The organism is Pinirhizobacter sp. (genome assembly GCF_036499745.1).
Classification (GTDB): domain Bacteria; phylum Pseudomonadota; class Gammaproteobacteria; order Xanthomonadales; family Rhodanobacteraceae; genus Pinirhizobacter.
This window is the reverse complement of record NZ_DASYDG010000002.1, coordinates 26187-49622: the sequence shown is the minus strand read 5'-3', so window position 1 is coordinate 49622 and position 23436 is coordinate 26187. Positions and strand designations below refer to the sequence as shown.

The following is a 23436-nucleotide window of genomic DNA, read 5'->3' as shown; positions in this document are numbered from 1 at the left end:
GAAATTACATCCATGACCATCGGCATGTTTGGACGTCTAAACGTTCAAATGAGAACTGGCTCATGTTTCTTCCCGACGATCGGCGGATAGTGCAGTGCACTGAACGCCCCGTGCTTGCAGTGCCAGGGGGAGCCTTTCGGGGGGCTCAGGTGTTGTATCCATCCAACGCTTAGGGAGATCCTCCATGTCACGCAGGGCAAGCATCTGGCTCGCAATAGCGGGCCTGACGACAAGTTGCGCGCTGATTCCGGCGACGCAGGCAAAGACGTTCGACATCACCGCGCACACATTGGCGAAAGTGGCCACGCCGCAGCTCACCAAAAGCATCGACAACACCAGCCTGGCACGCGTGCCCGGTTCCATGCCCCGCCAGGCGCTGGCGAAATACGATCAGGGCGCGCTACCGGCCAACCAGGCGATCAGTAATATCACCCTGGTCCTGAAACGCAGCGATGATCGGGAAAAGGCGTTCCGCAGCTACCTGCATGACCTTAATAACCCGGCTTCGCCGAATTTCCATCACTGGCTGAGCGAAGAGCAGATCGGCGAGAAGTTCGGGCCGGCGACAGAGGATGTATCGAAGGTGACACAGTGGTTGTCATCACAGGGCCTGAAGGTGACCAGGGCCACGCCCGACCGCATGATGGTGTTCTTTTCAGGTACCCCGGCCGCGTTGAACAAGGCCTTCCATACCAGCCTGCACAGGTACACGGTGGACGGCGAGGAACATTTCGCCAACAGTTCCGAGCAACAGATCCCGGCGGCTCTGACGCCTGTAGTGAAGGGCGTGGCATCGCTGCATAACTTCTTCCCCAAGCCCCAGCACACGGCGATCGGCAAACTGGCGCTCAATCGGAAAACCGGCAAGTGGGGTAAGGCGGCATCGAAGGTGGCGCCGCAGTTCACGGTGCCACCGGGCACGGTGGATCCGAACACCACCTATGACATGGTGCCGGCGGACTTCAACGAGGTCTATAACGTCAATGGCCTGTGGGGCCGTGGCACACCCATTCGTGGCGCCGGCCAGACCGTGGCCGTGCTCGAACGCACCAACGTGCAGCCGCAGGACGTGGCGAACTTCCGCAAGGCCTTCCTGCCCGCCGACGCGACAGGCGTGGTGGCGTATGTGCATCCGGGCGACGGCCACGGCGACGTGTGCGCCGATCCAGGCATCAATGGGGACGAGGGCGAGGCAGCACTCGACGCGGAGTGGGCCGGCGCTGCAGCACCCGATGCGAACATCCTGCTGGCTTCGTGCGCCGACAACATAAACGCGCTCGGCGCTACCTTCGGCGCCTTCACCGCCGCTGCCGAGTTGCTCGGCGGCACCGGGCAGGGTGGTTTGCCAGCCCCGACCATCTGGAGCCTGAGCTACGGTTCGTGCGAGATGGCCGATGAAGGCGATGCCGGCCTTGCCGACATCTTCTGGTCGGAAGCCGCGGCTGAAGGCGTGACGGTGTTCGTCTCCACCGGTGATGGCGGTTCCACCCAATGCGATCAGGGCGGCTTGTTCGCATCCCAGGGTGGTGCGGAAGTGAACGGCATGGCGGCATCGACCTCGGCCGTGGCCGTGGGCGGCACCGATTTCAACGACCGCGACCACCTTGCCGACTACTGGACCAGCAGCAACCTGCCGCTGTACCAGTCGGCGATCAGCTATATCCCTGAAATGGCCTGGAACAACAGCTGCGCATCCAGCCACCTGTACACGCTGCTCGGCTACAAGGATGGCGTGACCGCCTGTAACGACAGCGTCGGTCGTGGCGAGGACTTCCTGCAGATAGGCGGCGGTGGCGGTGGTGCCAGCACGTTGTTCGCCCAACCCGAATCGCAGGTGGGCATCTATGGTTCCTTCAACCACACCTCGCGCACCTTGCCTGATATTTCCCTGTTCTCGGCGAACGGGATTTTCAGCCATGCTTTGGTGTTCTGCATGTCCGACGCCAACGAAGGCGGTACGGCCTGCGACTTCACCAACCCGGACAACGTGTTCGCCAACAGTGCCGGCGGCACTTCATTCGCGGCACCGGCCATGGCTGGCGTGCAGGCCCTGGTAAACCAGGTAGCCGGCGAGCGCAGCGGCAATATCCTGCCGGCCGTCTACACCATTGCCGCGCGCGAGTTCGGCACGGTGGGATCACCCAATGCCAAGGACGTGACCGATTGCAATTCCACCAACGGCGCCGGTGTCGGTAGTGCCTGCGTGTTCAACAATGTTACCGAAGGTGACATCGTGCAGCCGTGCTGGTCCGGCTCGGTGAATTGCGATAGTGGCCGGAACCTCGGCAACACTTTCGGCATCGTCGACGGTGGCAATCCGACCAGCCAGAAGCTGGTGCCGGCATGGAAGACCAATCCGGGTTATAGCCTTGCCACGGGCCTGGGTTCGATCAACGCGGCGAATTTCGCCGATGCGGTGGCAGCTTATGCAGCACCGTACAAGCGCGGGTACACCGTGCCGTACGATTTCCTTTCGCTGGGGGATGTCTTCACCAATGATGGCTATAGCGACGTGATCACGATGGATCCGGTAAAGGGCCAGTTGCGCAGCATTGCCATGAAAGGCGCCGTTGAGCTTTACGAAGTAACGCAACCGACGGATGTGGGCGCTTCGGTCGGCGCGGTGGGTGATTTCGTGCCGGGCCTGGATGTTTTGTCACTGAAGTCCGGCGAGGTGGTACTGGTGGAGCCGGACAACAGGCTGCACGTTTGGGTGTCCACGGCCAATGGCGGGTTCTTCCCGTTTACCGTGTCCAATCCCGTGCCGACGACATGGAAGCTCATCGGTGGCGGCGTCAACGATGCCAGTGGCAACCAAAAGCTGTTGTTCTTCGATACGCAGAGTTCCCAGCTGTACTGGTGGACGCTGGATCTTGACCAGACCACGTTGAACGACATCATCGTGACCAACGTGTCCGCACCGGTCGACGGTATCGAAGGCGCCACGCCGACGCTCGCCGACACCAATAACGACGGCTACAGCGATATCGTCTGGACAAGCCCAAGCGATAACAGCGTGAATCTGTGGATCAGCAACCAGCAAGGCGGTTACGTTGCGCATCGCCTGGCCGACCACCCGGCGGGCTTCTCGCTGTTTGGCACGGCCGATGTCAACGGCGATGGCACCACGGACCTGATCTGGTCTGACCCGACCACCAGCCAGGTGGCCTGGTGGACCTTGAGCGGGTTCAAGGTGGTTACACAGAAAGCCAAGGCCGTGCCGGCGGGTCTGAACCTGGTATCAATCGCCGACTACGACGGCGACGGCGTGGCCGATCTTCTGTTCCAGAACGCAGCAGGCAAGCTGGTCGACTGGCAGGGAACGGGCACGAACTTCCAGTCCACCAAGGTCGCCGATGCCTTTGGCAAGGCGGTAGTGGTGCCGGCTGGGCAGGTCGTGCAGGCCGGTCGCATCCAGGGCGGCAGGCGCCTAGTCGTGACCAGCACCAGCGCGTCACTCTAGGTTGGGAAAAATCAGGGGCCGGGCTTACCCGGCCCCTGTCTTGTCTGGCTCATCCCGGCGGCGTGAGAAGCCCGATGCCGCTGCCGACCAGCTCCAGGCTGTCAGGAGGCCATGCCTTCCGGGCCTTGCGGCGTGAGGTACCCAGGCGTCTAATAATCCCATGACCACGCTTCACGCCGCCGCTCACCGTACCGCAGCCGCCTTCCGCGGCCTGGGCCGCGTTGCGCTGATCGTGCTGGTCTGGGCGCTGGTCGCGGGCATGGCCACCATGGGTGGTTTCGCCTCGATCATGTTCGCGCCGCTTCGCGCGCTGCAATAAATCCCCCCGGCAACGCCGTTTAAGTTCCAGCCAGCTACGGAGCCTGCATCCGCGTAACCTTCTGCGGCTGACATCTCCGGTTTTCCCCTCATGACTGAATTTCCACCCGGTCCGCACACCCGTGCGGCGGTTCCGCTCGCCCCGTCGCTGGATCCGACCCTTGCTGCTGCTCACATGCCGCGCCAGTTCCGGCCGCTGGACTGGCGTGTGGCCTGGATCGCCGGTACGGGCATCGTCTTGGCGGCCCTGGTGGCGCTGGTGGCCCAGTGGCTTACCGGGCTGATCGGCCTGGTCACCAACCTGGTTTACTACGGGCGCATCAGCACCGACTTCACCAGCCCCGCCCATAACACCCTTGGTGTATGGGCTATCGGCATACCGGTGCTGGGCGGCCTGGTGGTGGGTTTGATGGCGCGTTTCGGCTCACGCGCCATTCGCGGCCACGGCATTCCCGAAGCCATGGAGCAGGTGCTGCGCAACGACAGCCGCATCCCGCCGATCATCACCTGGTTGAAGCCGGTGTCGTCCGCGGTGGCCATCGGCACCGGCGGCCCGTTCGGTGCGGAAGGCCCGATCATCGCCACTGGCGGTGCGCTCGGTTCGCTGCTTGGCCAATGGCTGCATGTCACCGCCGACGAACGCAAGACACTGCTTGCCGCGGGTGCCGCAGCCGGTATGGCGGCGGTGTTCGCCGCGCCCGTGGCGGCCGTACTGCTGGCGGTGGAATTGCTGTTGTTCGAACGCCGCGCCCGTTCGCTGATCCCGGTGGCCCTGGCCGCCATGGTGGGCGCGGGCATGCACGTGTACTTCGACGGCGCGGGCGCGGTATTCCCCATGCCGACCGTGCAGTCGGCCAGCCTCGTCGCACTTGCCACCTATGTCGCGCTCGGCGCGCTGGTGGGCGTGGCGAGCGTGGGCGTTACACGCCTTTCCTATGGCATCGAGGATGCCTTCGAGCGCCTGCCCATCCACTGGATGTGGTGGCCGGCCATCGGCGGACTGGTGGTGGGTATCGTGGGCTATTTCATGCCGCGCACGCTCGGCGTGGGCTACGACAACATTTCCCTGGTGCTCAGCGGCGGCATCGGCATGGGCGCCATGCTCGCGCTTTGCCTGATGAAACTGCTGTCGTGGTCGGTGGCGCTGGGCAGTGGTACATCCGGTGGCACGCTGGCGCCACTGTTCACCATCGGTGGTGCACTGGGCGGTGCGATAGGCATCGCGCTTGCCACCTATGTGCCGTGGCTGGGCGTGGATCCGAAACTGGCAGCCCTCGTCTGCATGGCCGCGATGTTCGCCGGTGCATCGCGGGCGTTCCTTACTGCCGTGGTGTTTTCGTTCGAAACCACCCAGCAGACCCATGGCCTGCTGCCCTTGCTCGGTGGATGCGCCGCGGCCTTCCTGGTATCCGGGCTGATGATGCGCAACACCATCATGACCGAGAAGATCGTGCGTCGCGGCGTACGTGTGCCGTCGGAATACAGCGCCGACTTCCTGGACCAGGTTCATGTGGGCGACGCCTGCTCACGCGATGTAGTGAGTCTCAAGGCCGGCCAGACATTGGGTGAAGTCCGCCAATGGCTTGCCACCGGTGGCAAGAAGGCCTCGCACCAGGGCTTCCCCATCCTTGGTAACCAGGGGGGCGAACTACTGGGCGTGCTCACGCGGCGCGACCTGTTCGATCCGGCGCGGCCAGACGAAGTGACGCTGGACACGTTGTTGCGGCGTCCACCGCTGGTGGTGCGTGCGGATCACTCGCTGCGCGAAGCCGCCGACCACATGGTGGAAGCCGGGGTGGGGCGGCTCATCGTCGTCGACCCGCGCGTTCCGATGAAAATGCTGGGTATCATCACGCGTGGCGACCTCCTGGCCGCCCATGCGCACCGCTTGCGTTCGGCACGCGAGGCGTCGCGGCATTTCCGTTTCCGGGAGCGCAAGCAACGATGACATCGAAGGCCCTGCCAACCGACAAGCCCGCCCAGCCTTCGTGCCCGGTTTGCCACGGTACCGGCGAGGTGGTGGTGATCGACGAGGAAGTGGGCTGCCACGTGCCCATGCCGTGCTGGGCCTGCCAGGATGGCCCGATGCCGCCGGAGGGTTATGATCGTCGTCCGATCAAGGACGGCCCATGAAAAACATCCGGGGAAAGACGATCCTCATTACCGGTGCAGCGATGGGCATGGGGCGTCTTTACGCCGAGCGTGCGGTGAGCGAGGGTGCCGCCGTGGTGATCCTCTGGGATATCAACCAGGAGGAGCTTGAGCGCACGGTGCTTGCGCTGAAGGATGCCGGCGTTCGGTTGGCGCCCTATCTTGTGGATATCGGCAGCCTTGACGCCATCGTTGCGGCGTCCGACCGCGTGCGCAAGGACGTCGGCGATCCGGACATCATCATCAACAATGCCGGCATTGTGCGTGGGAAGTACTTCTGGGAGCACACCGCTGCCGATACGCGCCTGACCATGGAAATCAACGCGCTGGCTCCGATGTACATCACCGCCGGGTTCCTTCCGGCGATGATGGCAAGCAGGCGCGAATGCCGCATCGTCACCATCGCCTCGGCGGCGGGCACGGTGTCCAATCCACGCATGAGCGTCTATTGCGCCTCGAAGTGGGCTGCCGTGGGCTGGAGCGATTCCCTTCGACTGGAATTGATCCAGGCTGGGCATGATCATGTAAAGGTCACGACCGTGTGCCCCGGCTATGTCTCCACCGGCATGTTCGAAGGCGCGCGCGGTCCGCTGATGACGCCGGTGATGAAGCCGAACTACGTGGTGGACCGTGTCTGGCGCGCCATGCTGGCCGGTCGGCCCCTGTTGATGTTGCCCTGGACGGTAACCTTGGGGAAAATCGCGAAGGGCATACTGCCGCTGCGCGCATGGGATTGGGTCGCCGACCACGTCTTTGGCGTGTATCACACGATGGATCGCTTCAAGGGGCGTTAGATGCGCAAGAAAATCATCCTGGGCGTGGTCGTCCTGCTGGTGCTGTTCGTGCTGTACTTTGCCTACATGATGGTCGCCGTGCGCGGCACGTTCGCGCCGATCATTCCTGCCGACAAGGCAGGCGGCGACGCTGTGACCGCTGGTGCCGAAGGCCACCGCATCGTTGGCCGCATGCACCTTGAGGGCCAACTCAATCCATCGGCTCCGCTGGTGGTGATCCTGCACGGCGATGCACCGTTCGCTCATCCGCGCTACCAGTACGGCGTGGCGGCGGACATCGCCAATGCGGCGCCTGGTGCGCGCGTGGTGGCGCTGATACGCCCGGGATACACCGATGCCTACGGTGCGCATTCCGATGGCGAGCATGGGTCGACCTCGGGAGATAACTACACGCCCGAAGCGGTGAAGGACCTGGCCGACGCCATCGCCGAGCTCAAGACACGCTTCCATGCGCCCTCCGTGCTGCTGCTGGGGCATTCCGGCGGCGCCACGATGGCGGCGAACATCGCCGCGCTTAGCCCGGGACTGGTGCAGCATGTGTACCTGGCCGCGTGCCCCTGCGACGTGCCGCCCTTCCGCAAGCACATGGCCAAGCTGCAAACGAGCCCTGTATGGCTGTTTCCCGTCCGCAGCCTGTCACCGCTGCAGACGCTCGACCAGATGAAGCCCGGCGTGGCCATTACCGCGATTTCAGGCTCGGACGATCCACTGGCTTTGCCCGTGTACGCGCGTGACTACGTGGCCAAGGCCAAGGCACGCGGTTTCGATGCGTCGATGTTGATCATCCCCGGCAAGGGTCATGAAATCCTGGACGAAGGCGTAGTGATCAAGGCCGTGGCTGACGATGCTAAAGCTCGAATGTCGCCAGCACCGGAAAATGGTCCGACGGATATCGCCCATCCTTCGACGTCGTGACCGTTTCCACGCTGAGCGGCTTCACGCCGCGGTAGAAGATCCAGTCGATGCGCCGGTCGGGAACCCCGGTGAAGTTCTGGAAGGTTTTATCCGGGCCGCTTCGGGAAGGTGCCGTGTCCCAGGCGTCCTTCAGCTTCGCCGCCACGACCGCATGCACCTGGCTTTCCGGCCCGGTATTGAAATCGCCGGTAAGAATGAACGGGATATTCTTCGGCAGCGCCTGCATGCGCTTCATGATCAGGGTGACGCCCTTCAGGCGGGCGTCTTCATCCTGCGTGCGATAGGGCAGGTGGGTGTCGTAGAGGTAGAACTTCTTGCCGTCGCTCAGGCGCTGGAACAGGGCCCATGTCACCATGCGCGGTAATGGATGGCCCCAGGTGATGCTGCCCGCCACGTCCGGCGTATCGGACAGCCAGAAATTACCTGATTGAAGCACCTTCAGGCGGTCTTTGCGGTAGAACACGCCCATGTGCTCGTCGCTGTCGTCACCGGTGCGGCCCCGGCCGAACCAGGTGTACTGCGGCAGGCGCTGCACGGTGTCATCGCCCTGCAGCTTGAACAGCTCTTGCGTGCCGAAGACGTCCGGATCGGCCTTGCGCACGGTATCGGCGAAGAGGTCGCGTCGCGCTTCCCAGCGGTTGGGTCCGTCCGACGCCACCGGAAGGCGCACATTGAAAGTCATCACCTTCAACGGTTCGGCATGAAGCGCGGGAATAAAGGCAAGCAGTACCGCCAGAAAGGCTACGCGCATGGATTCACCGCCCGTGGTGGAAGTTATTGTTCACCCCTTCCACCGAGATGCTGACTCCCCCGGTGGGATGATCGCAGCTGCCGAAGGCCTGCGACAGGGTAACGCCGCCGCCCTGGTAACTGCCGCCGCGGATATGGCTGCCGCCCACCACGCCGGTCTCGATACTGCCGTGTACCTGCGGCTGGTTGTAGGTGGCATCGTCGCAGCGATCGACAGGGGTCTCGTCGGCCACGGCCATGCGTCCGCTGTGGTCGCCGTAGTACGTGCCCGGGGGATCCTTCGCGTGCACGGCGGCATTGGCGTTGGCCGAGGTCGAGGCACTGGCCGGCGCCGTGGCCGAAGAGGCCGGGATGTCCGAAGGCGGCAGCTTGAGGTTCAGTGGCTTGTTCGCGGACTGCGCGGCAGCCGCCGTGGAGAGGCAGAAGGCGAAGGCGGCGAGGAACGGGGAAACTTTCATGAGGGGGCTCCGCAGGATGCCGCTATTAACGCACCGACCAGCGGGGCGTGCACGTGAACACGTTGGACGGCATTCAGGACGGGGAGTTCCGCGGGCGTCCGGGGCCGGAAGCTGGCACGATGTCCCGCAAGATCCCGCCTCCGGGATCCTTCGGAGAGCGCCATGGGCCAGGCAGCGGGCAAGGTGGGACGGGTTTTGGCGGCATCGTGCCTTGCCTTGGCGGCATGGCCCACGGGCGGAGCACACGCACAATCGGCAACGCTGCCGTTCAGTGGCCCGGATCGTCCCTATTACCGCTACGCCAGCGAACTTGAGCACGCGCTTGAACTTTCCATGCAGGCAGCGCCCACGGCCGATGGTGGGGACGGTGTGGCCATGGCCTATGTGCAGGGCGTGGCTGATGCCGTGCAGGGGACGACAGCCTGCCCGACTCCCGCGCAGCGCTCGGGCGAGTTGATACGCGTGGTCCAGGCCTACTTTGCCGCCAATCCAGGGCTGGGCGCGCAGCCCGCGGCCGCCGTGGTGCGCGACGCATTGCGCCGTGCCTACCCCTGCAAGGGTCGTTGAGCACCGTTGCCTCTGGCCGTGGCGGCGTGCCCGCCGCGCTGCTATGGTCGGCGGCAATCTATCCAGGGGGCAACCGGGCATGGTCATGAACCGTCGGGAATTCCTGTATTCGGCCGTGGCCGGCAGTGCGCTCGCCGGGCTGGGCCTGCCAGCCGCTGCCTTTGCCGCCACCCGGGCTGATCCGGACCATATCGACCATGCGGTGGTGCTTCGCGGGGACAATGTCCCGCGCTACAACCGCGATACGGTGGCGCATCTGGACAAGCTCCTGGCCGCGCGGCCCAGCCCGCCCGGCAGCGGGCATGAGGTGGTCACCGACAGCTACCTGCAGCACGGCGCGGTCGAGGAACTGGAGCAGCACTTCGCCACCCTCCTTGGCAAGGAAGACGCAGTCTTCATGCCCACGGGCACGCTGGCCAACCACATTGCCATCCGGGTGCTTTGCGGCGAGCATCGCCACGCGCTGGTGCAGCGCGAAAGCCATGTCTACCGTGACGAAGCCGATACGGTCACCACGCTCAGCGGCATCAACCTGGTGCCGCTGGCCGAAGGCAAGGCGTCGCCGACCATGGATGAAGTGAACAAGTCCATCGACGATGCCGAGCATGGCCCGTATCCGATCAAGGTCGGTGCGATATCGCTCGAATCGCCAGTGCGCCGTTGCGACGGCGAGATGGTGCCGTACGAGTTGGCCCAGCAGATATCCGCCACCGCGCACGCCAAGGGCATCGGCATGCACCTGGACGGTGCGCGGCTGCTGCTCAATATCGGCGCCGACGGGTTCACGGTGCAAAAATACACGGCGCTCTTCGACACCGTGTATGTCTCGCTTTATAAGTATCTGGGCGCTCCCTTTGGCGCCGTGCTGGCGGGAAACAGGGCGCAGATGGCCCAGGCGCGCGAGTTGCGCCATCTCTTTGGTGGACTGATCTATCACGGCTGGATGCCGGCACTGCTGGCGCTGGACACCTTGCAGGGATTCCCCGAGCGCTTCTCGAAGGTGCGGCAGGCTGGCGAGAAGCTTTTGGCCGCGCTTGGTTCCATCGACGGCTATACAGTTCAGCGTGTACCCAACGGCACCAACATCCACTTTCTGGCCGTGGCGCCTGCGCGCCAGGCCGGGCTTGCCGAGCGGCTCAAAAAGCAGGATATCCTGGTTGGCGGGCTGCGGGATGGTCGCCTGATGCTGACATTCAACGAGACGCTCGTTCGCCGTAGTCCTGAGGCGATCGCGCGGGCATTCGCGGGCTGATGCCATGACCCTGAGCGATATCGTTCTTATCGTGGTGGTGGTTGGGGTGATCGGCGCCGTCATCAGGTTCTGGCCCAAGAAGATGCCGAAGGAGCGGGCGTTTCGGTGCAAGCGTTGCCACGCCGTTACGACCCACACGAGCCGCACCATCGAGGCATGGCGGAGCGGAAAAACGCAGTTCTACTGCGACGCCTGCCACAGCACCTGGCATGTCAATCGCACGTCAGCCCATGGCCATCACGTGCGTGCCCGTGCCGGCGGCGCCAGAGGCAAAGGTGGTTGTTTCGCCATGGTTGTCGGCCTGGTGGTGCTTCCCGTACTGGCCGTCACGGCCTTGCTCGTTCGATGGGCCTGAAAGCCTGGGGCGGCTGATATCAGCCCGCCGTGCCTGCTGTCTTTGGAAGAAGCGCGAGGGACAGTGCGTCTTCCCACGTTTTGATCCGCGCGGTATCGCGTTCCAGTTGTACCGTTGCGCGCGTGAGTTCGAATAACGAAGGGCCATGCGCCACCCCTCGGCTGGCGCGTAAGACAAGGAAATCGCGTTGCACGCTTGCCACGTCAACGTCTTCGCGCCAGTTTTCGAAACGGCGAAGGATGTCGCTGCCCGCCGGATGGGCCTGGAACATCAACTCACGCAGGCGGCCCAGTTGCCGGCGGAGGTCCCGTGGCTCAAGCGAGGGCGTCTCGCCGGCAGATGCCATCGCGTACGACCGGATGCAACGCCGAAGCGCAACCTGCAGCTGCACCGCGTAGCCTGTGAGAACCTCGAGGGCGCGGTGGACTTCCGTGTCATTGGGCGAGTACATGATAAATCCTAGCGAACAATTACTGACATCTGCTGCTTGAATAGACGCTCTGGGATGTAATCCAGATAACCGCTGTTAATGGCTTGATCAATGAGCTCATATTGAGAAGTGGCAGAAAATTTGTGCCGCAACGTCGCTACATGCTGTTCTATGGTCCGTGGCGACAAATCCAGAAGGACAGCAATGTCTTTCACCCGTTTCCCTCGAATCAGGAAAAACAGGACTTCCGCTTCGCGAGGGCTAAGGTCAACCGATCCGGCCTGATCGCCCACCAGATAACTGACTTGTCCTTCCCGCCCGGCTCCTGCTCGAATCCGACCCAGAAGCGAGCCGAGTTCCAACGTACGAGCGGACGTGATATCCATGCCATGGAAGATCGTTCCAATGATCTCTCCTTGCTGAATCAAGGGGGTCTTCGTGAAGAGATAGGCACACCATTCGCCGCCGGCAAAAGGATGGATATCCAGGATCTTCAGTGGCTTTGTACTCACCATGACCTCCTTGTCCTGCGCCTGGAACAAGCCCGCGCAGGCTGCCGTATCGCAAGGCGTATCGAAGTCGGTACTCCCAATCATATCCTGGTGTTGCTTGACACCAACTGCCTTCGCATACGCAGGATTGGCGTACATGAAAACCGAGTTTTCATCCTTGCAGCCCCATAGCCCAGGCATCTGGTCGAACAGCATGCGCAGTGAGGGATCTACCACACGCGTCATGACACTTCCTCTGAAGAAGAAGGAGACGGAACGACTCGATCTTCACTTAGGTGCTGGGGTGGACACGCGAACAAAAGGACCAGTGGCTGCGTACCGGTATTGACCAGTTGATGGACCGTTCCCGGTGGGATGTTGAATACATCGCCGTGCTCAACCTGGACTTTTGCTACGTCTGCGGCACTGTCGGGTTGCCAGGTTCTGATCACCCCCTTACCGCTGAAGATGATGTAAAGCTCATCGCCTTGGCGGTGGTAGTGCGGAGTTACCGATTTTCCTGGCGCGATCTCGGTCGCGTAGTACGAGCGAGTGGCATCTTCCAGCACGGTCGCTATGCGAATGCCAACGGCGGGATCGTGAACCACTTGGCTGGACAACTTCTGAAGGGCGTTACAGGCCGCGATCGGCGCGGCGCGAAAATTTGAAATTGCTTTCAAAATTCATCCTGTTTGACTGCTTGAAGGGTGGTGCTCGCCCTACTATCCATAGAAGAGCGCGCCCTGCCTATCCGTAGAAACTACGGATGAAAGATCACATCGATACTGATGGGTTGGCAGCAGGCCTTGTGCGCAACGCGGTAACGCCGGGTGCGCATGTGACGAACACGCGCTTTATGTCGTTGCGGGGCAATGGAAAAAATTGGGGATCAGAGCGACAGGTCTCGTTGTCTCACCCATACGACGCGGTCCCATCGACCAGCTTCCAGCGGAAGAAACGGGTATGCGCCAATTCGAGCATCTCTTCATCATCCCGCGTGTCGCCATACGCATACACATGTTCGAACAATTCCATGTCGTAGCGTTCGTTGATTCGCCGGCGCTTTTCTTCGCCGACACACTGGGCTTCCCGGTAACGGCCGGTCAGAACGCCGTCACGCTCTTCCAGGCGCGAGCAGATCAGTTCCAATCCCTGATCCCGGCACCAATACTCCAGGTAGATGTCGAGGGCACCAGAGACTACAACTACTTCGTCACCTCGCTCCTGGTGCCAGCGGATGCGAGCCAGAGCCATCGGACGAATCGACCCGGGGACCACCTCGGTGCAAAAAGTGCGTGCCTTCGCGCTCACCACTTTCACCGGCACACCGCGGAATCCGAACCGGACGACACGGGCGCGTATCCGGTTTCCCGATACCAAGCCCATTTTGTAGCCAAGGATCAGTGGTATGAAGAGAATGTTTCCCGCGAGTCGGCGTGGCTGCGACACGGCATAGCGCATGAAGTCGGCGAACAATGCGCGAGTGGTGATGGTGCCATCGAAATCGAATAGTGCGATATTCATAAATACGTTGTCTGATAGTTGAGGGGCCGGTTATCCATTGTGTTGGCACCAATGGGATGCTCCGTCCCTATCAGGGTGTGTGCGGCTTGTGTAAGCCAAATTCACCGAAATATTAGCGTGCGGGGGCCAGTACCTGGGAAGAGCCCGACTGCCGTCGGGGCTCTGATTCAGCAATGCCGGTAAGGTGGCGGGCGTGCCAGGGTGGAAGTCCGTATCCAGGGAACGGCTAGGCCGCAGCCTACCTGGCACGCCGCCATAAGCGGAATGCGGATGTCGCCACGGGGTGTGACGGTGTTGCTGGACAGCGGGCTTCCACGCCCGGCTGCCCGTGGTCGGGCAGCGCTGACATGATGACGCCGTGCATCAGCACAATCCATCGGAATGGTCGGAAAGTTTCCGGTGGATTTCACTCAGCCTTGCAGCAGGCAGCGCGCACATCGGCCACCAGCTTCACCAGCCCTCTAATGTCGTAGTTGGGCGGATCCACCGTGGAGCCCAGCCGCACGATCACCAGTTGGTTCGAAGGCACGATCACCACGCGCTGGCCGTCCTTGCCCGAGGCAAAATAGGCATCTGCAGGGAAGCCATCGATGGATTCATGGCCGGGACCCACGTTCGACCAGAACCCCGAGCCATACAGCGCGCCCAGCGTGCGCTTGCCGGCGGATGCGGCCCAGCCCTCGGGCAGGATGCGGCCGCCGCCTGCCATGCCGTCGTCGAGGTAAAGCTGTCCCAACTGCGCCCAGTCGCGGGCCGAAGCATAGACACGGGTCGAGCCAATCAGGCTTTGTGCGCCGTCGAATTCCATCAGCACGTGATGCATGCCCAGCGGTTTGAACAACTCCACATGGGCAAAGGCAAGCAACGCGGGAGCGCCGCCGCCTAGCGTGTCCCGGATGATCCCCGAGACGACCAGCGTGTTGCCGCTGGTGTATTCCCATCGGGTACCCGGTGGTACGGCCAGCGGTGCTGAGGCCGCGTACGCCGCCATGTCGCGCGTGGCGAACATCATTCGGGATACCGGATCGAAGCCCGTGTCGGCTTCGGGGAAATCCAGGCCGCTTTCCATGCGCAGGAGCTGATCGATGGTGATCGCATGGCGCGGATCGGCGGTATCGCGCCATGCGGCAACGGGTGCCGGCGTGGTGATGTCCAGCCGGTGCTGGCGCACCAGGATGCCCACCAGCGCGTGTACGACGGATTTGCTCAGTGAGTATCCGATCTGCGGCGTGTCGGGGGTGAAGCCGTCGGCGTAGCGTTCGGCGACGATCTGCCCGCGGTGCAGCACCACGATGGCGTGTACGTTGCGATGTGGTCCTGACTTAGGTTCGGCGAAGGCGGTAGCCATCGCCGCCTGCATGGCGGCATCGCCCGGCTGTATGGGAGTGTCGTCGGACGAACCTGGAACTGCCCGCGCCGCCGCGAGCGTCGCCGCCGAAGGTGTGCGCAACGGTAGTGCGCAACCATAGCCAGGGTAGTAGGTGGCTTTCGCCTCGAATCCGCCGTGCCAGCGCACAGTGACGGTGTTGCCATCGACGACCGTCTTCATGCCGCGCAGCAACGGATGCAGCCCCGGTTGCGAGGCCACGCTTTCGGCGAACACCCGCGGTTCTTCCAGGTGGGAAATGAACACGCCGCTGCACAGCGTCTCCGCGGCGCTGGCCATGGCGATGTTCAGCGCACGATCCGGCCGCTTCCAGGCCGCCAGCACCACCAGTGCAACGATGGCCAGGCCAAGCAGGCGCAGTACGATCCTTCCCACCGGCAGCGACGGCTCCGTCATCGTGTTCCCCTGTGTCGTGCGCTATGGCGTCATGGCGTGCTGCTGTCGCAGGTAGTGCGCTTGGTGATGAGCCCGGTGGCAAACGGCAGGTGGGCGAAGAAGACGTCCTCGCGCTCAGCGTTCTGGCCGTGGTAGATCCCGTGGGAGATATCCCCGGCATCATCCTGCATCACCACCCCTTCAGCCACCACCAGATGGTAGGCCTGGCCCACTTCCTTGCGTTCATCGGCGGTGGCCGGGCGCATGCGCGTGGCGGCAGTGCCACCACCGGTCATCACGTAGTCGTCTTCGGAACGGCGGGTGAGGCGGATACCGGGTTGCGAGGCCACCTCGTAACAGCCCAGGAGTGGTGACGGGGCGCTTTCACCCTGCAGCCGCCCGTTGGTCGAGCCGGCCTCGCAAGGCACCTGCTGGTACGACACCTGGCCGTTGCGGTTGCAACGGTAGATGTCGGCATGGGCCGCGACAGCCATGCCCGATAAACCCAGCCCCAACAGGAACAACACCCGCCACCGACCCATCCGCGCCCCTCGCCTTACCCTTGCGTGGGGCGATCATCGCATGGCGCGGGGCATGGTTTGCAGCCGCTATCCCACGACGTCCTGGTAGGTGCGGTAGCGCTGGTCGGTGATGTCGGGGAAGACGCTCATCCGGCTGCCGTCGGGCAAGCGCCATTGGCCGCGGCCGCTTTCCTTCGCCATCAAAAGGTCGCGGCGGGTGGTGGCGAGATCGCGATCGTCGATCATGCGCATCAGTACCAGCGGGCCAGCCAGCAAGGCCACGCTCTGCCCATGGCCATCTTCGATTTCCTGCAGGCGCATCGCCAGCGGCAGCTCCAGTTCGATACGGTCGCCGCCGCGCCACTGCCGGCTGATTTCGGCGAAACTGCCCGGCTCGGCAGGCACCGCCTTGCCGTTGACCTTCAGGCTGGCGCCATCGGCCCAGGCCGGGATGCGCAGGCGAAGGGCAAAGGTCTGTGGGGTGGCGGTGTCCACGGTGATGCCGATGGCCCCGCTATAGGGGTAGGCGGTGTCCACTGCCAGGCGCGCATCGTGGCCTCCCTGGCGCCAGGTGACTTCGCCAGGTACGTACAGGTTGACGTAAAGGCCACCGGCATCGGTGAAGTAGGTGCTGATGCGGTAGTCGGCGGCAACGATCGGAAGCGTTGCCGAGCAACACGGCCAGCGATCGGGATGGAAGGTTTTTTCTGCCTGCCGGGTGTAGTCGGAGTAGTAGAAGGCGTGTCCGTCGGCCTGGATATTCTTCGCGCCAAGTATCGTGTTGTACATCACCCGTTCCATGCTGTCGCCGTATCGGGCGTCGCGGGTGGTGCGAAGCAGGTAGCGGGTGAGCTTGAAGTGCGCATACGAGCCGCACGGGGTCTCGAAACTCTTGTGTTGCGTCACCAGGCTCGCGGCCAGTGCGCCGGTGCCCGGCTGCACGAAGTGTTCGTCCGGGCCCCAGCCGCCGGTGGCGTAGCTTTGCGCATCGATGAAATCGAAGCCGTGACGTGCCGCGGCAAGGTATTTTGCGTCGCCAAGCGTGGCGTAGGCCTGCGCGGCGGAACTGAGCGCGTTGACGTGGCTGTATGCGTGTTTGCCCGGCAGCACGTTGTGCCCGCGGGCCAGCGGCCCGAAGAAATCGTCGTACAGGAAGCGCTGGCCCAGGCGCCGGTGCAGCGGGTCACCGGTGAGGCGCCAGGCCAGGAACTGGTTTTCAGGAATGGTGTAGCTCTCATCCCAGGCGTGCTGGCTGAAGTCCTCGCCGGGAAGGGCATGCTCGTTGCGTGGTACCGCGTGCGCCGGCAGGTAGGGCATGGCGGCATGGTTGCTGCGCTTGAGCGCGGCCAGGGCGTTGCCGTCGTTGGCCAGGCGCCGGGCATCCACCATCGCGCCGACGAGCTTGTCGTATGTGTATGAAGGGAAACGGTTATCGCGGTAGAACTTGCCCTCCGGCCCCACGGTGTCGGCGTAACCCTTTACCAACCGGCCAAGCTTGGCGCGCGTGGCTTCATCGCCGGTGATCGCGTAGTAGCGCGCCAGGCCGCTGGCCCACTGGCCGAAGTTGGCGCCGGGCGCGAACGCATAGGTGCCGTACCAGCCGGGGAGGTCCTCGCCGGGGGCAGCCAGGCCCTCGCGCAGGCGGAAGGGTCGCAGCAGGGAATTTTCATCCATCCCCATCAACAGCCGGTGGGCTTCTCGGCCCTGGTCGTCCAGCGGGCCGGTGAGCTTGACCTGCGTGTAGCCAAGCTCGGCCAGCGCAGGCAAGGCGGCGCCGGTGGGCACGAAGGCCATGCCCGGGCGGGCCAGGGCTGCGGCTCCTGCGAATGCGGAGAATTTAAGTACCGTGCGGCGGTGCGGATCGAATGTCATCCCCCGACCTTACGCCGATCCTCAATAGCCTTCCAGATCGTCCACGGGCATGGAAAGATCTGCCCCGATGATGCGCGAGATGCTGCGGCCGACCACCGTGGTGTTGTTGTCGAAGCTTCCATGGGACGCGGGAATGACCTTGCCACGCCGGGTGGGTACGGTCGGGGCAATGACCGGCCGGGTGCGGTCGGCAAGTCCGGTATCGTCTGCCGCGCGGCGCCACGCGCGTAGCGCTGCGTCGGTAACCGATGTGCCGTCCCATTGCGTGTAGGAGGCATCCATCACGTTTGCAAGGCCAAGAATCGGCGTATGGACGTCCGTTTCAAGGGCATTGGATACCAGGTACAGCAGGGATTTGCGATAGGGGCCTACCGTGTCGTCCAGCTCGTTACGGTCGGAGAGCAGGTCGATGTAGAGGTTGTGCATGAGCGCATCGTGCGTGGCGTAGTACTGGTTTGCGAACGCCACGGTGCAGGCGGGTGCATACAGGTGCGCCGATGCCACATGGCCATCCAGCCTGCGCTGCGCCAGGAGGTCGAGCAGGTAACCCAGGAAGATCGATCCTGCCGAATGGCCGATCACGTGCACTTCAAGCTTTGGCCATGTCGTTGCCAGTGATGCGATCGCGCCGGCGAGCTGCTCCATGCCGCGCGTGGGCAGGCTGCAATCGAGCGCCTTGGTCTTCATGTCCGACCAGATGGGTTTTCCAGCCAGGCGCCCGGGCCCGCGTTCGATCACCAGGTCCGTGGCGTCGGTCCAGCGCCCCGCCGCGGCCGGGCCTTCGTTTGGCGAGAACAGGTTCCCGAACTGGGCGCCGAGGGTTTCCCAAAGCCCGGTCTTCCACACCATGAACAGTGGGTAGCAGCCGTTGCCGATGAAATAGCGCCCCATCGCCTGGGCCCGCGTGATCGCCGCCGCCTGGTCGTTGAGCCCGCCATGGGCGTAGATCACCAGACGCTGCTTTTTTCGCGCGCCGGCGGTGCGGAACCATTGATCGGGCAATACCGCCGCCTGGTACTGCAGGTTGATGCTCAGGTGGTCCTGGGTAACGTAGCTGTCCACGCGCCCGTCATCCTTGAATATCACGCTGTGCTCGAGCGCCGTGGCCTCGTCCCACCACTGGGATTTGTCCAGGCCCGCGCGTTTGCCGCCACCACCCTTGCTGTCGCCGACGATCTGCCCCTGCATCACGCCTGGTACGCCCATCGCCGCTACCCAGGCGTCCATGCCATTGGCCAGCCAGTCGCCATAGCTGAGCACGGCGAAGCCGCCGCCACCCCATTGCTTGCTCCAGGAGTTCTGTAGCACGAAGCCTTTGGTGTTGAATCCGACCAGCGCGAATGCGTGTCCATCGGTCGTGCTTGGGGTGCCGTCAAAAGCTATCACGGGAAGGTCCGGGTGCTCATTGACATGGCTCTTGAGCGTGGGGACCGATTGCCACCCGCGGTGGGTGTTGGCGGACACATAGATGGCGCCGACCTGCGCGATGGCAGCTTGCAGGTCGGTGATCGACTTGATGTCGATGCGGTAATAGACGCCCAAGGTGCTGTCAGCGGCGCGTTCGACATAGCCGAGGTTCGGCGTGGTGACCTTGCCGGCGAGGTACGGCCAGTCCGTCGCCAGACATACGCCATGGTGGAACCAGCCTTTCAGTGCGCCACGGCAGCTCGAACCTTCGTAGTTCTCGCCCGCGTATTCATCGTATCGGCGCGCGAAGTTATAGAGCATGCGCGGGCTCACCGACGTAAATGTCGCCGGTTCCTTGTGGATGCGCCAGCGCAGATAGTTGATCACGCATGCCAAGCCGAATCCGGTGCAGGCGCCTTCGTTGCCCTGGTCAAGGATCAGCCCCGCCGCGGTATAGCGTGGAAGGAACGCGGCGACCGTGGCGTCGTCGGGGTAACAGGCGGCAAGGCTCGTGGGCGGCGGCGTGTAAAGGCGATCCTGGATGTCGACCGGGTCCTTGCTGGCATTGAGCGGCCTTGAGCTTGCGCGCATCCTGCCACGCGTGGCGCCGGCGCCGGCCTTCGGTGCAGCTGCTGGGGCCGGGAGCGATTTAGCCAGTGTGAATACGCTTTCGAATTTATCCAGGCCGAAGCTGCCGCCGTTGACCAGCTTGCGGGCGGAAGCGAAGTTGCCCAGGGTCAACGCGCGCCGCATGGCCGCGGCTTTGGAGGCCAGGAAGGTTGCCAGTAGCACCGCCGCCACTTCAGGTGCGTTGGCAAGCTCGGGGTTACCGGCAAGGTCGATGCCCAGCTGCTTGCCGAATTCGGTGTAGTTGGCGCGGCCGGAAAGCTGCACGAAGCCGCGGCCGCGAAACCGGGCGCCATCGCCGGGCTGGTTGTTGCCGAGGGTTTTCCTGCCTTCGTACTGGCTGAAAGGTGGTTGGCCCGGAAGGGTGTTGAAGCGCGAAGGGAATTCCGATATCGGCACGAAGCCCTCGCTCTCGGCGCGAATGGTGCCGAGCGCGGCAAGAATCATCGGGCTGTCACGCAGGCCCGTGGCATCCAGAGCCGCCGCCACGTAGGGCAGGTTGCGGCGGATGTTCGAGCCGCGCGTGGCTGGGAACAGGTGCTGGACGTTCTCCACCGTCAGGTCCACCGCCATGGCGCCTGGCTTGGTCATGCCCAGCAATTGCTGGCAGTAAGGCCCGATCACACCATCGGCCACCAGTGCCTTGCCCGCCTGCCAGGCGCGCGCGGCGGCGTCGGTAACGGCGTCGAAATCCGAGCCTGTGGCAAGGCTGCGAAATCCCGCTGCCGCCGGCCCCAGGGCCTGTGCAAGCAGCCTGCGCAAGTTTGCTACCTGCGGTCCCTTCGATCCTGCCCGCAATAACAGCGTCATGGCAGTGCTCCGAACGTTGCGACCCGACCGATGCTGCGCCGATGCCCGTTCAGCCGCAACGGCCCGAACGGTCTACGTTCCTACTGCTTGTGTCGTAGGCGCGGGCAAGCCTTCGTGCGCGGTGAGCATGCGTTGCACGTCGCGCAGCGGCGGCGCACCGAACTGGCGGCTGTATTCGCGGTTGAACTGCGAGGGACTTTCATAGCCCACGTGCATGGCGATGGAGCCGACATCGAGGCGGCGTGCCAGTAGCAATCGCCGCGCCTCGTGCAGGCGCAGCTGCTTCTGGTACTGCAGCGGGCTCATCGATGTCACCGACTTGAACTGGTGGTGCAAGGTGGAGGCACTCATGTTCAAGCGTTGCGATAGCTCATCGATGCGCAGCGGTTGCTGGTAGTGCTCCTTCAACCACTCCACCGCGCGGGCGACGCGGCTGGATCCCGTATCGCGCGCGGCGAGCTGGCGCAGCCGTGGCCCGTGCTCGCTGCTGAGCAGGCGGTAGAGGATCTCGCGCTCCACCATCGGCGCCAGGTACGGGGCGTCGGCCGGGGCATCCATCAGCCGGGCCAGGCGTACGGCAGCATCGAGCAACGGCCGCTGCAGGCGGCTCACGCCAATGGCACGCCCCAGCGGCGAGGCAGCGGGGTGAGGCTGACCCATCTCGGCCATCATCCGGGTGATGTGGCGAAGGTCCAGTGCCAGGGCCATGCAAAGGTATGGCGCTTGCGCCGACGCCACGGTCACGTGCGACATCACCGGGAGGTCCAGCGTGGTCACCAGGCAATGCGAAGCGTTGTACTCGTAGCTCAGGCCGCCGATTTCCACGCACTTGGCGCCTTGCGCTGCAATGACCAGCGAAGGGCGGGCCAGGCAGCAGGGCAGGTCGCGGATATGGCCATGACGGTGGAGCGTGACACCAGGAAGGCCCGGCTCGTGGTCACCATCCATCGGCGCGTGGCGCAGTATCAGGCCGGCAAGCTCCGCTGAGAGATCGTCAAGGGTATCGACATTCTGCATGGCGGGATTTTGCACCCGATCGGCTTCGCGTGGGAGTGCTTCGGGCAGGATCAGGCAAGAATCGGGCAGGATCGGGGATTCGCGGCGGCGACAGCCAGGGCCACACTGGTGAGGTCCTGCCATCCCCACTGGAGCCAAGCCATGTTCACCGTACGCGCCTACGCCGCCCAGAGCCCCACCTCGCCGATCACTCCGTTCAGCATCGAACGCCGCGAGCCGGGCGAGAACGACGTCCATATCGAAATTCTTTACAGCGGCATCTGCCATTCCGACCTGCACCAGGCCCATGACGACTGGGGCGGCGCACTCTTCCCGATGGTGCCGGGCCACGAGATCGTCGGCCGGGTCAAGGCCGTGGGTTCGAAGGTCACCAAGCTCAAGGTGGGCGATTTCGCAGGCGTCGGCTGCATGGTGGATTCCTGCCGCGAGTGTTCGGCGTGCAAGGAAGACCTTGAACAGTACTGTGAACGCGGTGGCGCCACATGGACGTATAACTCGAAGGAACGCAACAGCGACCGCCTTACCTTTGGCGGATACTCCGAAGCTATCGTGGTCGAGCAGCGCTTCGTGGTGAAGATTCCAGCCGGCATGGACCTCAAAGCCGTGGCGCCGCTGCTGTGCGCGGGCATCACCACGTATTCGCCACTGCGCCACTGGAAGGTCAGCCCCGGCCAGAAGGTCGGCGTGATCGGCCTGGGTGGCCTGGGCCACATGGGCATCAAGTTCGCCAAGGCCATGGGCGCGCACGTGGTGATGATCACCACCTCGCCTGAGAAGGGCAAGGATGCAAAGCGGCTGGGTGCTGACGAAGTGTTGCTGTCGAAAGATGCCGATGCAATGGCAAAGCACGCGCTGAGCTTTGACTTCCTGCTCAACACCATCCCGGTGTCGCACGACGCGAATCCCTACCTGGCCCTCTTGCGCCGCGACGCGACGATGGTGATGGTGGGTGTCATTACCGCGCTCGATCCGCCGGTGATGGGCGCGAGCCTGATCTTCGGGCGCAAGCACCTGACCGGCTCGGGCATCGGCGGCATGGCCGAGACCCAGGAAATGATCGATTTCTGCGCCGAGAAGGGCATCGTCAGCGATATTGAGATGATCGCCATGAACCAGGTGAACGAGGCTTACGAGCGGCTGGTGAAGAACGACGTGAAGTACCGTTTCGTGATCGACATGGCTACGATGGACGCCTGATAAAGAACCGAAGGAATATCGATGGCTGATCTGTCCGCGTTTCCCATATCCAATCGTTGGCCGGCCAAACACCCGGACCTGCTCCAGCTGTATTCGGCACCCACCCCCAACGGCGTGAAGGTGTCGATCATGCTGGAAGAAACCGGGCTGCCGTACGAGCCGCACTACATCAATATCGGTGAGAACCAGACCTGGACCGAGCCCTACCTTTCGCTCAATCCGAACGGCAAGATTCCCTCGATCGTCGATCCCGACGGTCCGGGCGGCAAGCCGTTCGGGTTGTTCGAATCAGGCGCGATCCTGCTGTACCTGGCGGAGAAGACGGGCAAGTTCCTGCCGGTCGACCCTGCCGCCCGCTACCAGACGATCCAGTGGGTATTCTTCCAGATGGCAGCGGTGGGGCCGATGTTCGGCCAGGTGGGTTTCTTCCACAAGTTCGCCGGGCGCGAGTACGAAGACAAACGCCCGCGTGATCGCTACGTAGCCGAATCCAAGCGCTTGCTGGGTGTGCTTGAGACACAGCTTGCCAACCGCCAGTGGATCATGGGCGACGAATACACCATCGCCGACATCAGCCTGCTGGGCTGGGTGCGCAACCTGGTCGGCTTCTACGAAGCCGGTGAGCTGGTGGGTTTCGACAGCTTCAAAGCCGTCAAGGCCTGGCTCGACCGCGGCCTGGCACGGCCGGCGGTGCAGCGCGGCCTGGATATTCCCTCCCGCGGATAAGCCGGTCGCCCGGCAATGAAGGCCGGGCG

General features: G+C 63.5%; 22 protein-coding genes. 11 read left to right on the top strand and 11 right to left on the bottom strand.

Annotated elements, in window-relative coordinates; all coding sequences use genetic code 11:
• The first annotated feature begins 184 nt into the window (after positions 1-184).
• The 6 genes from VGM61_RS00560 to VGM61_RS00535 all read left to right on the top strand — a co-directional run bounded on the left by VGM61_RS00560 (position 185) and on the right by VGM61_RS00535 (position 7641).
• Positions 185-3463 carry a protease pro-enzyme activation domain-containing protein gene (locus VGM61_RS00560; RefSeq protein ID WP_331520746.1) on the top strand — a complete coding sequence of 1093 codons (3279 nt, stop codon included), beginning with the start codon at positions 185-187 and terminating at the stop codon, positions 3461-3463.
• Positions 3464-3623: 160 nt separating this feature from the next.
• A complete protein-coding gene (locus tag VGM61_RS00555) occupies positions 3624-3782 on the top strand; it encodes a hypothetical protein (protein ID WP_331520744.1) in 159 nt (52 codons plus the stop codon).
• A 90-nt stretch (positions 3783-3872) separates the two neighbouring features.
• A complete protein-coding gene (locus VGM61_RS00550; protein ID WP_331520743.1) occupies positions 3873-5729 on the top strand; it encodes a chloride channel protein in 1857 nt (618 codons plus the stop codon).
• Complete coding sequence (locus VGM61_RS00545) at positions 5726-5914, top strand: hypothetical protein (protein WP_331520742.1); 189 nt, start codon at positions 5726-5728, stop codon at positions 5912-5914. Before VGM61_RS00550 ends, VGM61_RS00545 begins: the two co-directional genes overlap by 4 nt.
• Positions 5911-6726 (top strand): SDR family oxidoreductase, encoded by an 816-nt coding sequence (locus tag VGM61_RS00540; RefSeq protein ID WP_331520741.1) that lies wholly within the window; start codon positions 5911-5913, stop codon positions 6724-6726. The genes VGM61_RS00545 and VGM61_RS00540 overlap by 4 nt, the downstream gene beginning before the upstream one ends.
• The gene (locus VGM61_RS00535; protein WP_331520740.1) at positions 6727-7641 is read left to right on the top strand and encodes an alpha/beta hydrolase; all 915 of its coding nucleotides are present in this window, start codon (positions 6727-6729) and stop codon (positions 7639-7641) included. It abuts the gene before it with no gap.
• Here the strand turns inward: VGM61_RS00535 and VGM61_RS00530 are convergent.
• A complete protein-coding gene (locus VGM61_RS00530) occupies positions 7574-8392 on the bottom strand; it encodes an endonuclease/exonuclease/phosphatase family protein (RefSeq protein ID WP_331520739.1) in 819 nt (272 codons plus the stop codon). The genes VGM61_RS00535 and VGM61_RS00530 overlap by 68 nt on opposite strands.
• A gap of 4 nt (positions 8393-8396) precedes the next feature.
• Complete coding sequence (locus VGM61_RS00525; protein WP_331520738.1) at positions 8397-8849, bottom strand: hypothetical protein; 453 nt, start codon at positions 8847-8849, stop codon at positions 8397-8399.
• A 162-nt stretch (positions 8850-9011) separates the two neighbouring features.
• Between VGM61_RS00525 and VGM61_RS00520 the strand changes: the two genes are divergently transcribed.
• The 3 genes from VGM61_RS00520 to VGM61_RS00510 all read left to right on the top strand — a co-directional run bounded on the left by VGM61_RS00520 (position 9012) and on the right by VGM61_RS00510 (position 11023).
• A complete protein-coding gene (locus VGM61_RS00520; RefSeq protein ID WP_331520737.1) occupies positions 9012-9416 on the top strand; it encodes a Rap1a/Tai family immunity protein in 405 nt (134 codons plus the stop codon).
• Between the two features lie 79 nt (positions 9417-9495).
• Positions 9496-10668 carry a threonine aldolase family protein gene (locus VGM61_RS00515; protein ID WP_331520736.1) on the top strand — a complete coding sequence of 391 codons (1173 nt, stop codon included), beginning with the start codon at positions 9496-9498 and terminating at the stop codon, positions 10666-10668.
• Between the two features lie 4 nt (positions 10669-10672).
• A complete protein-coding gene (locus tag VGM61_RS00510; RefSeq protein ID WP_331520735.1) occupies positions 10673-11023 on the top strand; it encodes a hypothetical protein in 351 nt (116 codons plus the stop codon).
• A 19-nt stretch (positions 11024-11042) separates the two neighbouring features.
• On the opposite strand, the gene VGM61_RS00505 is transcribed toward VGM61_RS00510, so the two are convergent.
• The 9 genes from VGM61_RS00505 to VGM61_RS00465 form a co-directional block, all read right to left on the bottom strand.
• Positions 11043-11474, bottom strand: coding sequence for a hypothetical protein (locus tag VGM61_RS00505; protein WP_331520734.1), 432 nt, complete (start codon positions 11472-11474; stop codon positions 11043-11045).
• Positions 11475-11482: 8 nt separating this feature from the next.
• Positions 11483-12190, bottom strand: a complete 708-nt coding sequence (locus VGM61_RS00500; protein ID WP_331520733.1) for a helix-turn-helix transcriptional regulator — start codon at positions 12188-12190, stop codon at positions 11483-11485.
• The gene (locus tag VGM61_RS00495) at positions 12187-12624 is read right to left on the bottom strand and encodes a cupin domain-containing protein (protein ID WP_331520732.1); all 438 of its coding nucleotides are present in this window, start codon (positions 12622-12624) and stop codon (positions 12187-12189) included. Before VGM61_RS00495 ends, VGM61_RS00500 begins: the two co-directional genes overlap by 4 nt.
• Before the next feature lie 232 nt (positions 12625-12856).
• Positions 12857-13468, bottom strand: coding sequence for an HAD family hydrolase (locus VGM61_RS00490; RefSeq protein WP_331520731.1), 612 nt, complete (start codon positions 13466-13468; stop codon positions 12857-12859).
• Between the two features lie 406 nt (positions 13469-13874).
• The gene (locus VGM61_RS00485; protein ID WP_331520730.1) at positions 13875-15251 is read right to left on the bottom strand and encodes a serine hydrolase; all 1377 of its coding nucleotides are present in this window, start codon (positions 15249-15251) and stop codon (positions 13875-13877) included.
• 29 nt (positions 15252-15280) lie between these two features.
• Entirely contained in the window at positions 15281-15772 is a 492-nt protein-coding gene (locus tag VGM61_RS00480) for a DUF4124 domain-containing protein (RefSeq protein ID WP_331520729.1), read from the bottom strand.
• A gap of 66 nt (positions 15773-15838) precedes the next feature.
• Positions 15839-17623 (bottom strand): beta-L-arabinofuranosidase domain-containing protein, encoded by a 1785-nt coding sequence (locus tag VGM61_RS00475; RefSeq protein ID WP_331520728.1) that lies wholly within the window; start codon positions 17621-17623, stop codon positions 15839-15841.
• 21 nt (positions 17624-17644) lie between these two features.
• Complete coding sequence (locus VGM61_RS00470) at positions 17645-20419, bottom strand: C1 family peptidase (protein WP_331520727.1); 2775 nt, start codon at positions 20417-20419, stop codon at positions 17645-17647.
• Between the two features lie 120 nt (positions 20420-20539).
• Complete coding sequence (locus tag VGM61_RS00465; RefSeq protein ID WP_331520726.1) at positions 20540-21484, bottom strand: AraC family transcriptional regulator; 945 nt, start codon at positions 21482-21484, stop codon at positions 20540-20542.
• Between the two features lie 141 nt (positions 21485-21625).
• On the opposite strand from VGM61_RS00465, the gene VGM61_RS00460 reads away from it, so the two are divergent.
• Both VGM61_RS00460 and VGM61_RS00455 read left to right on the top strand, forming a co-directional pair.
• A complete protein-coding gene (locus VGM61_RS00460; protein WP_331520725.1) occupies positions 21626-22681 on the top strand; it encodes an NAD(P)-dependent alcohol dehydrogenase in 1056 nt (351 codons plus the stop codon).
• A gap of 21 nt (positions 22682-22702) precedes the next feature.
• Positions 22703-23407 carry a glutathione S-transferase N-terminal domain-containing protein gene (locus tag VGM61_RS00455; protein ID WP_331520724.1) on the top strand — a complete coding sequence of 235 codons (705 nt, stop codon included), beginning with the start codon at positions 22703-22705 and terminating at the stop codon, positions 23405-23407.
• The last annotated feature ends 29 nt before the right edge of the window (positions 23408-23436 follow it).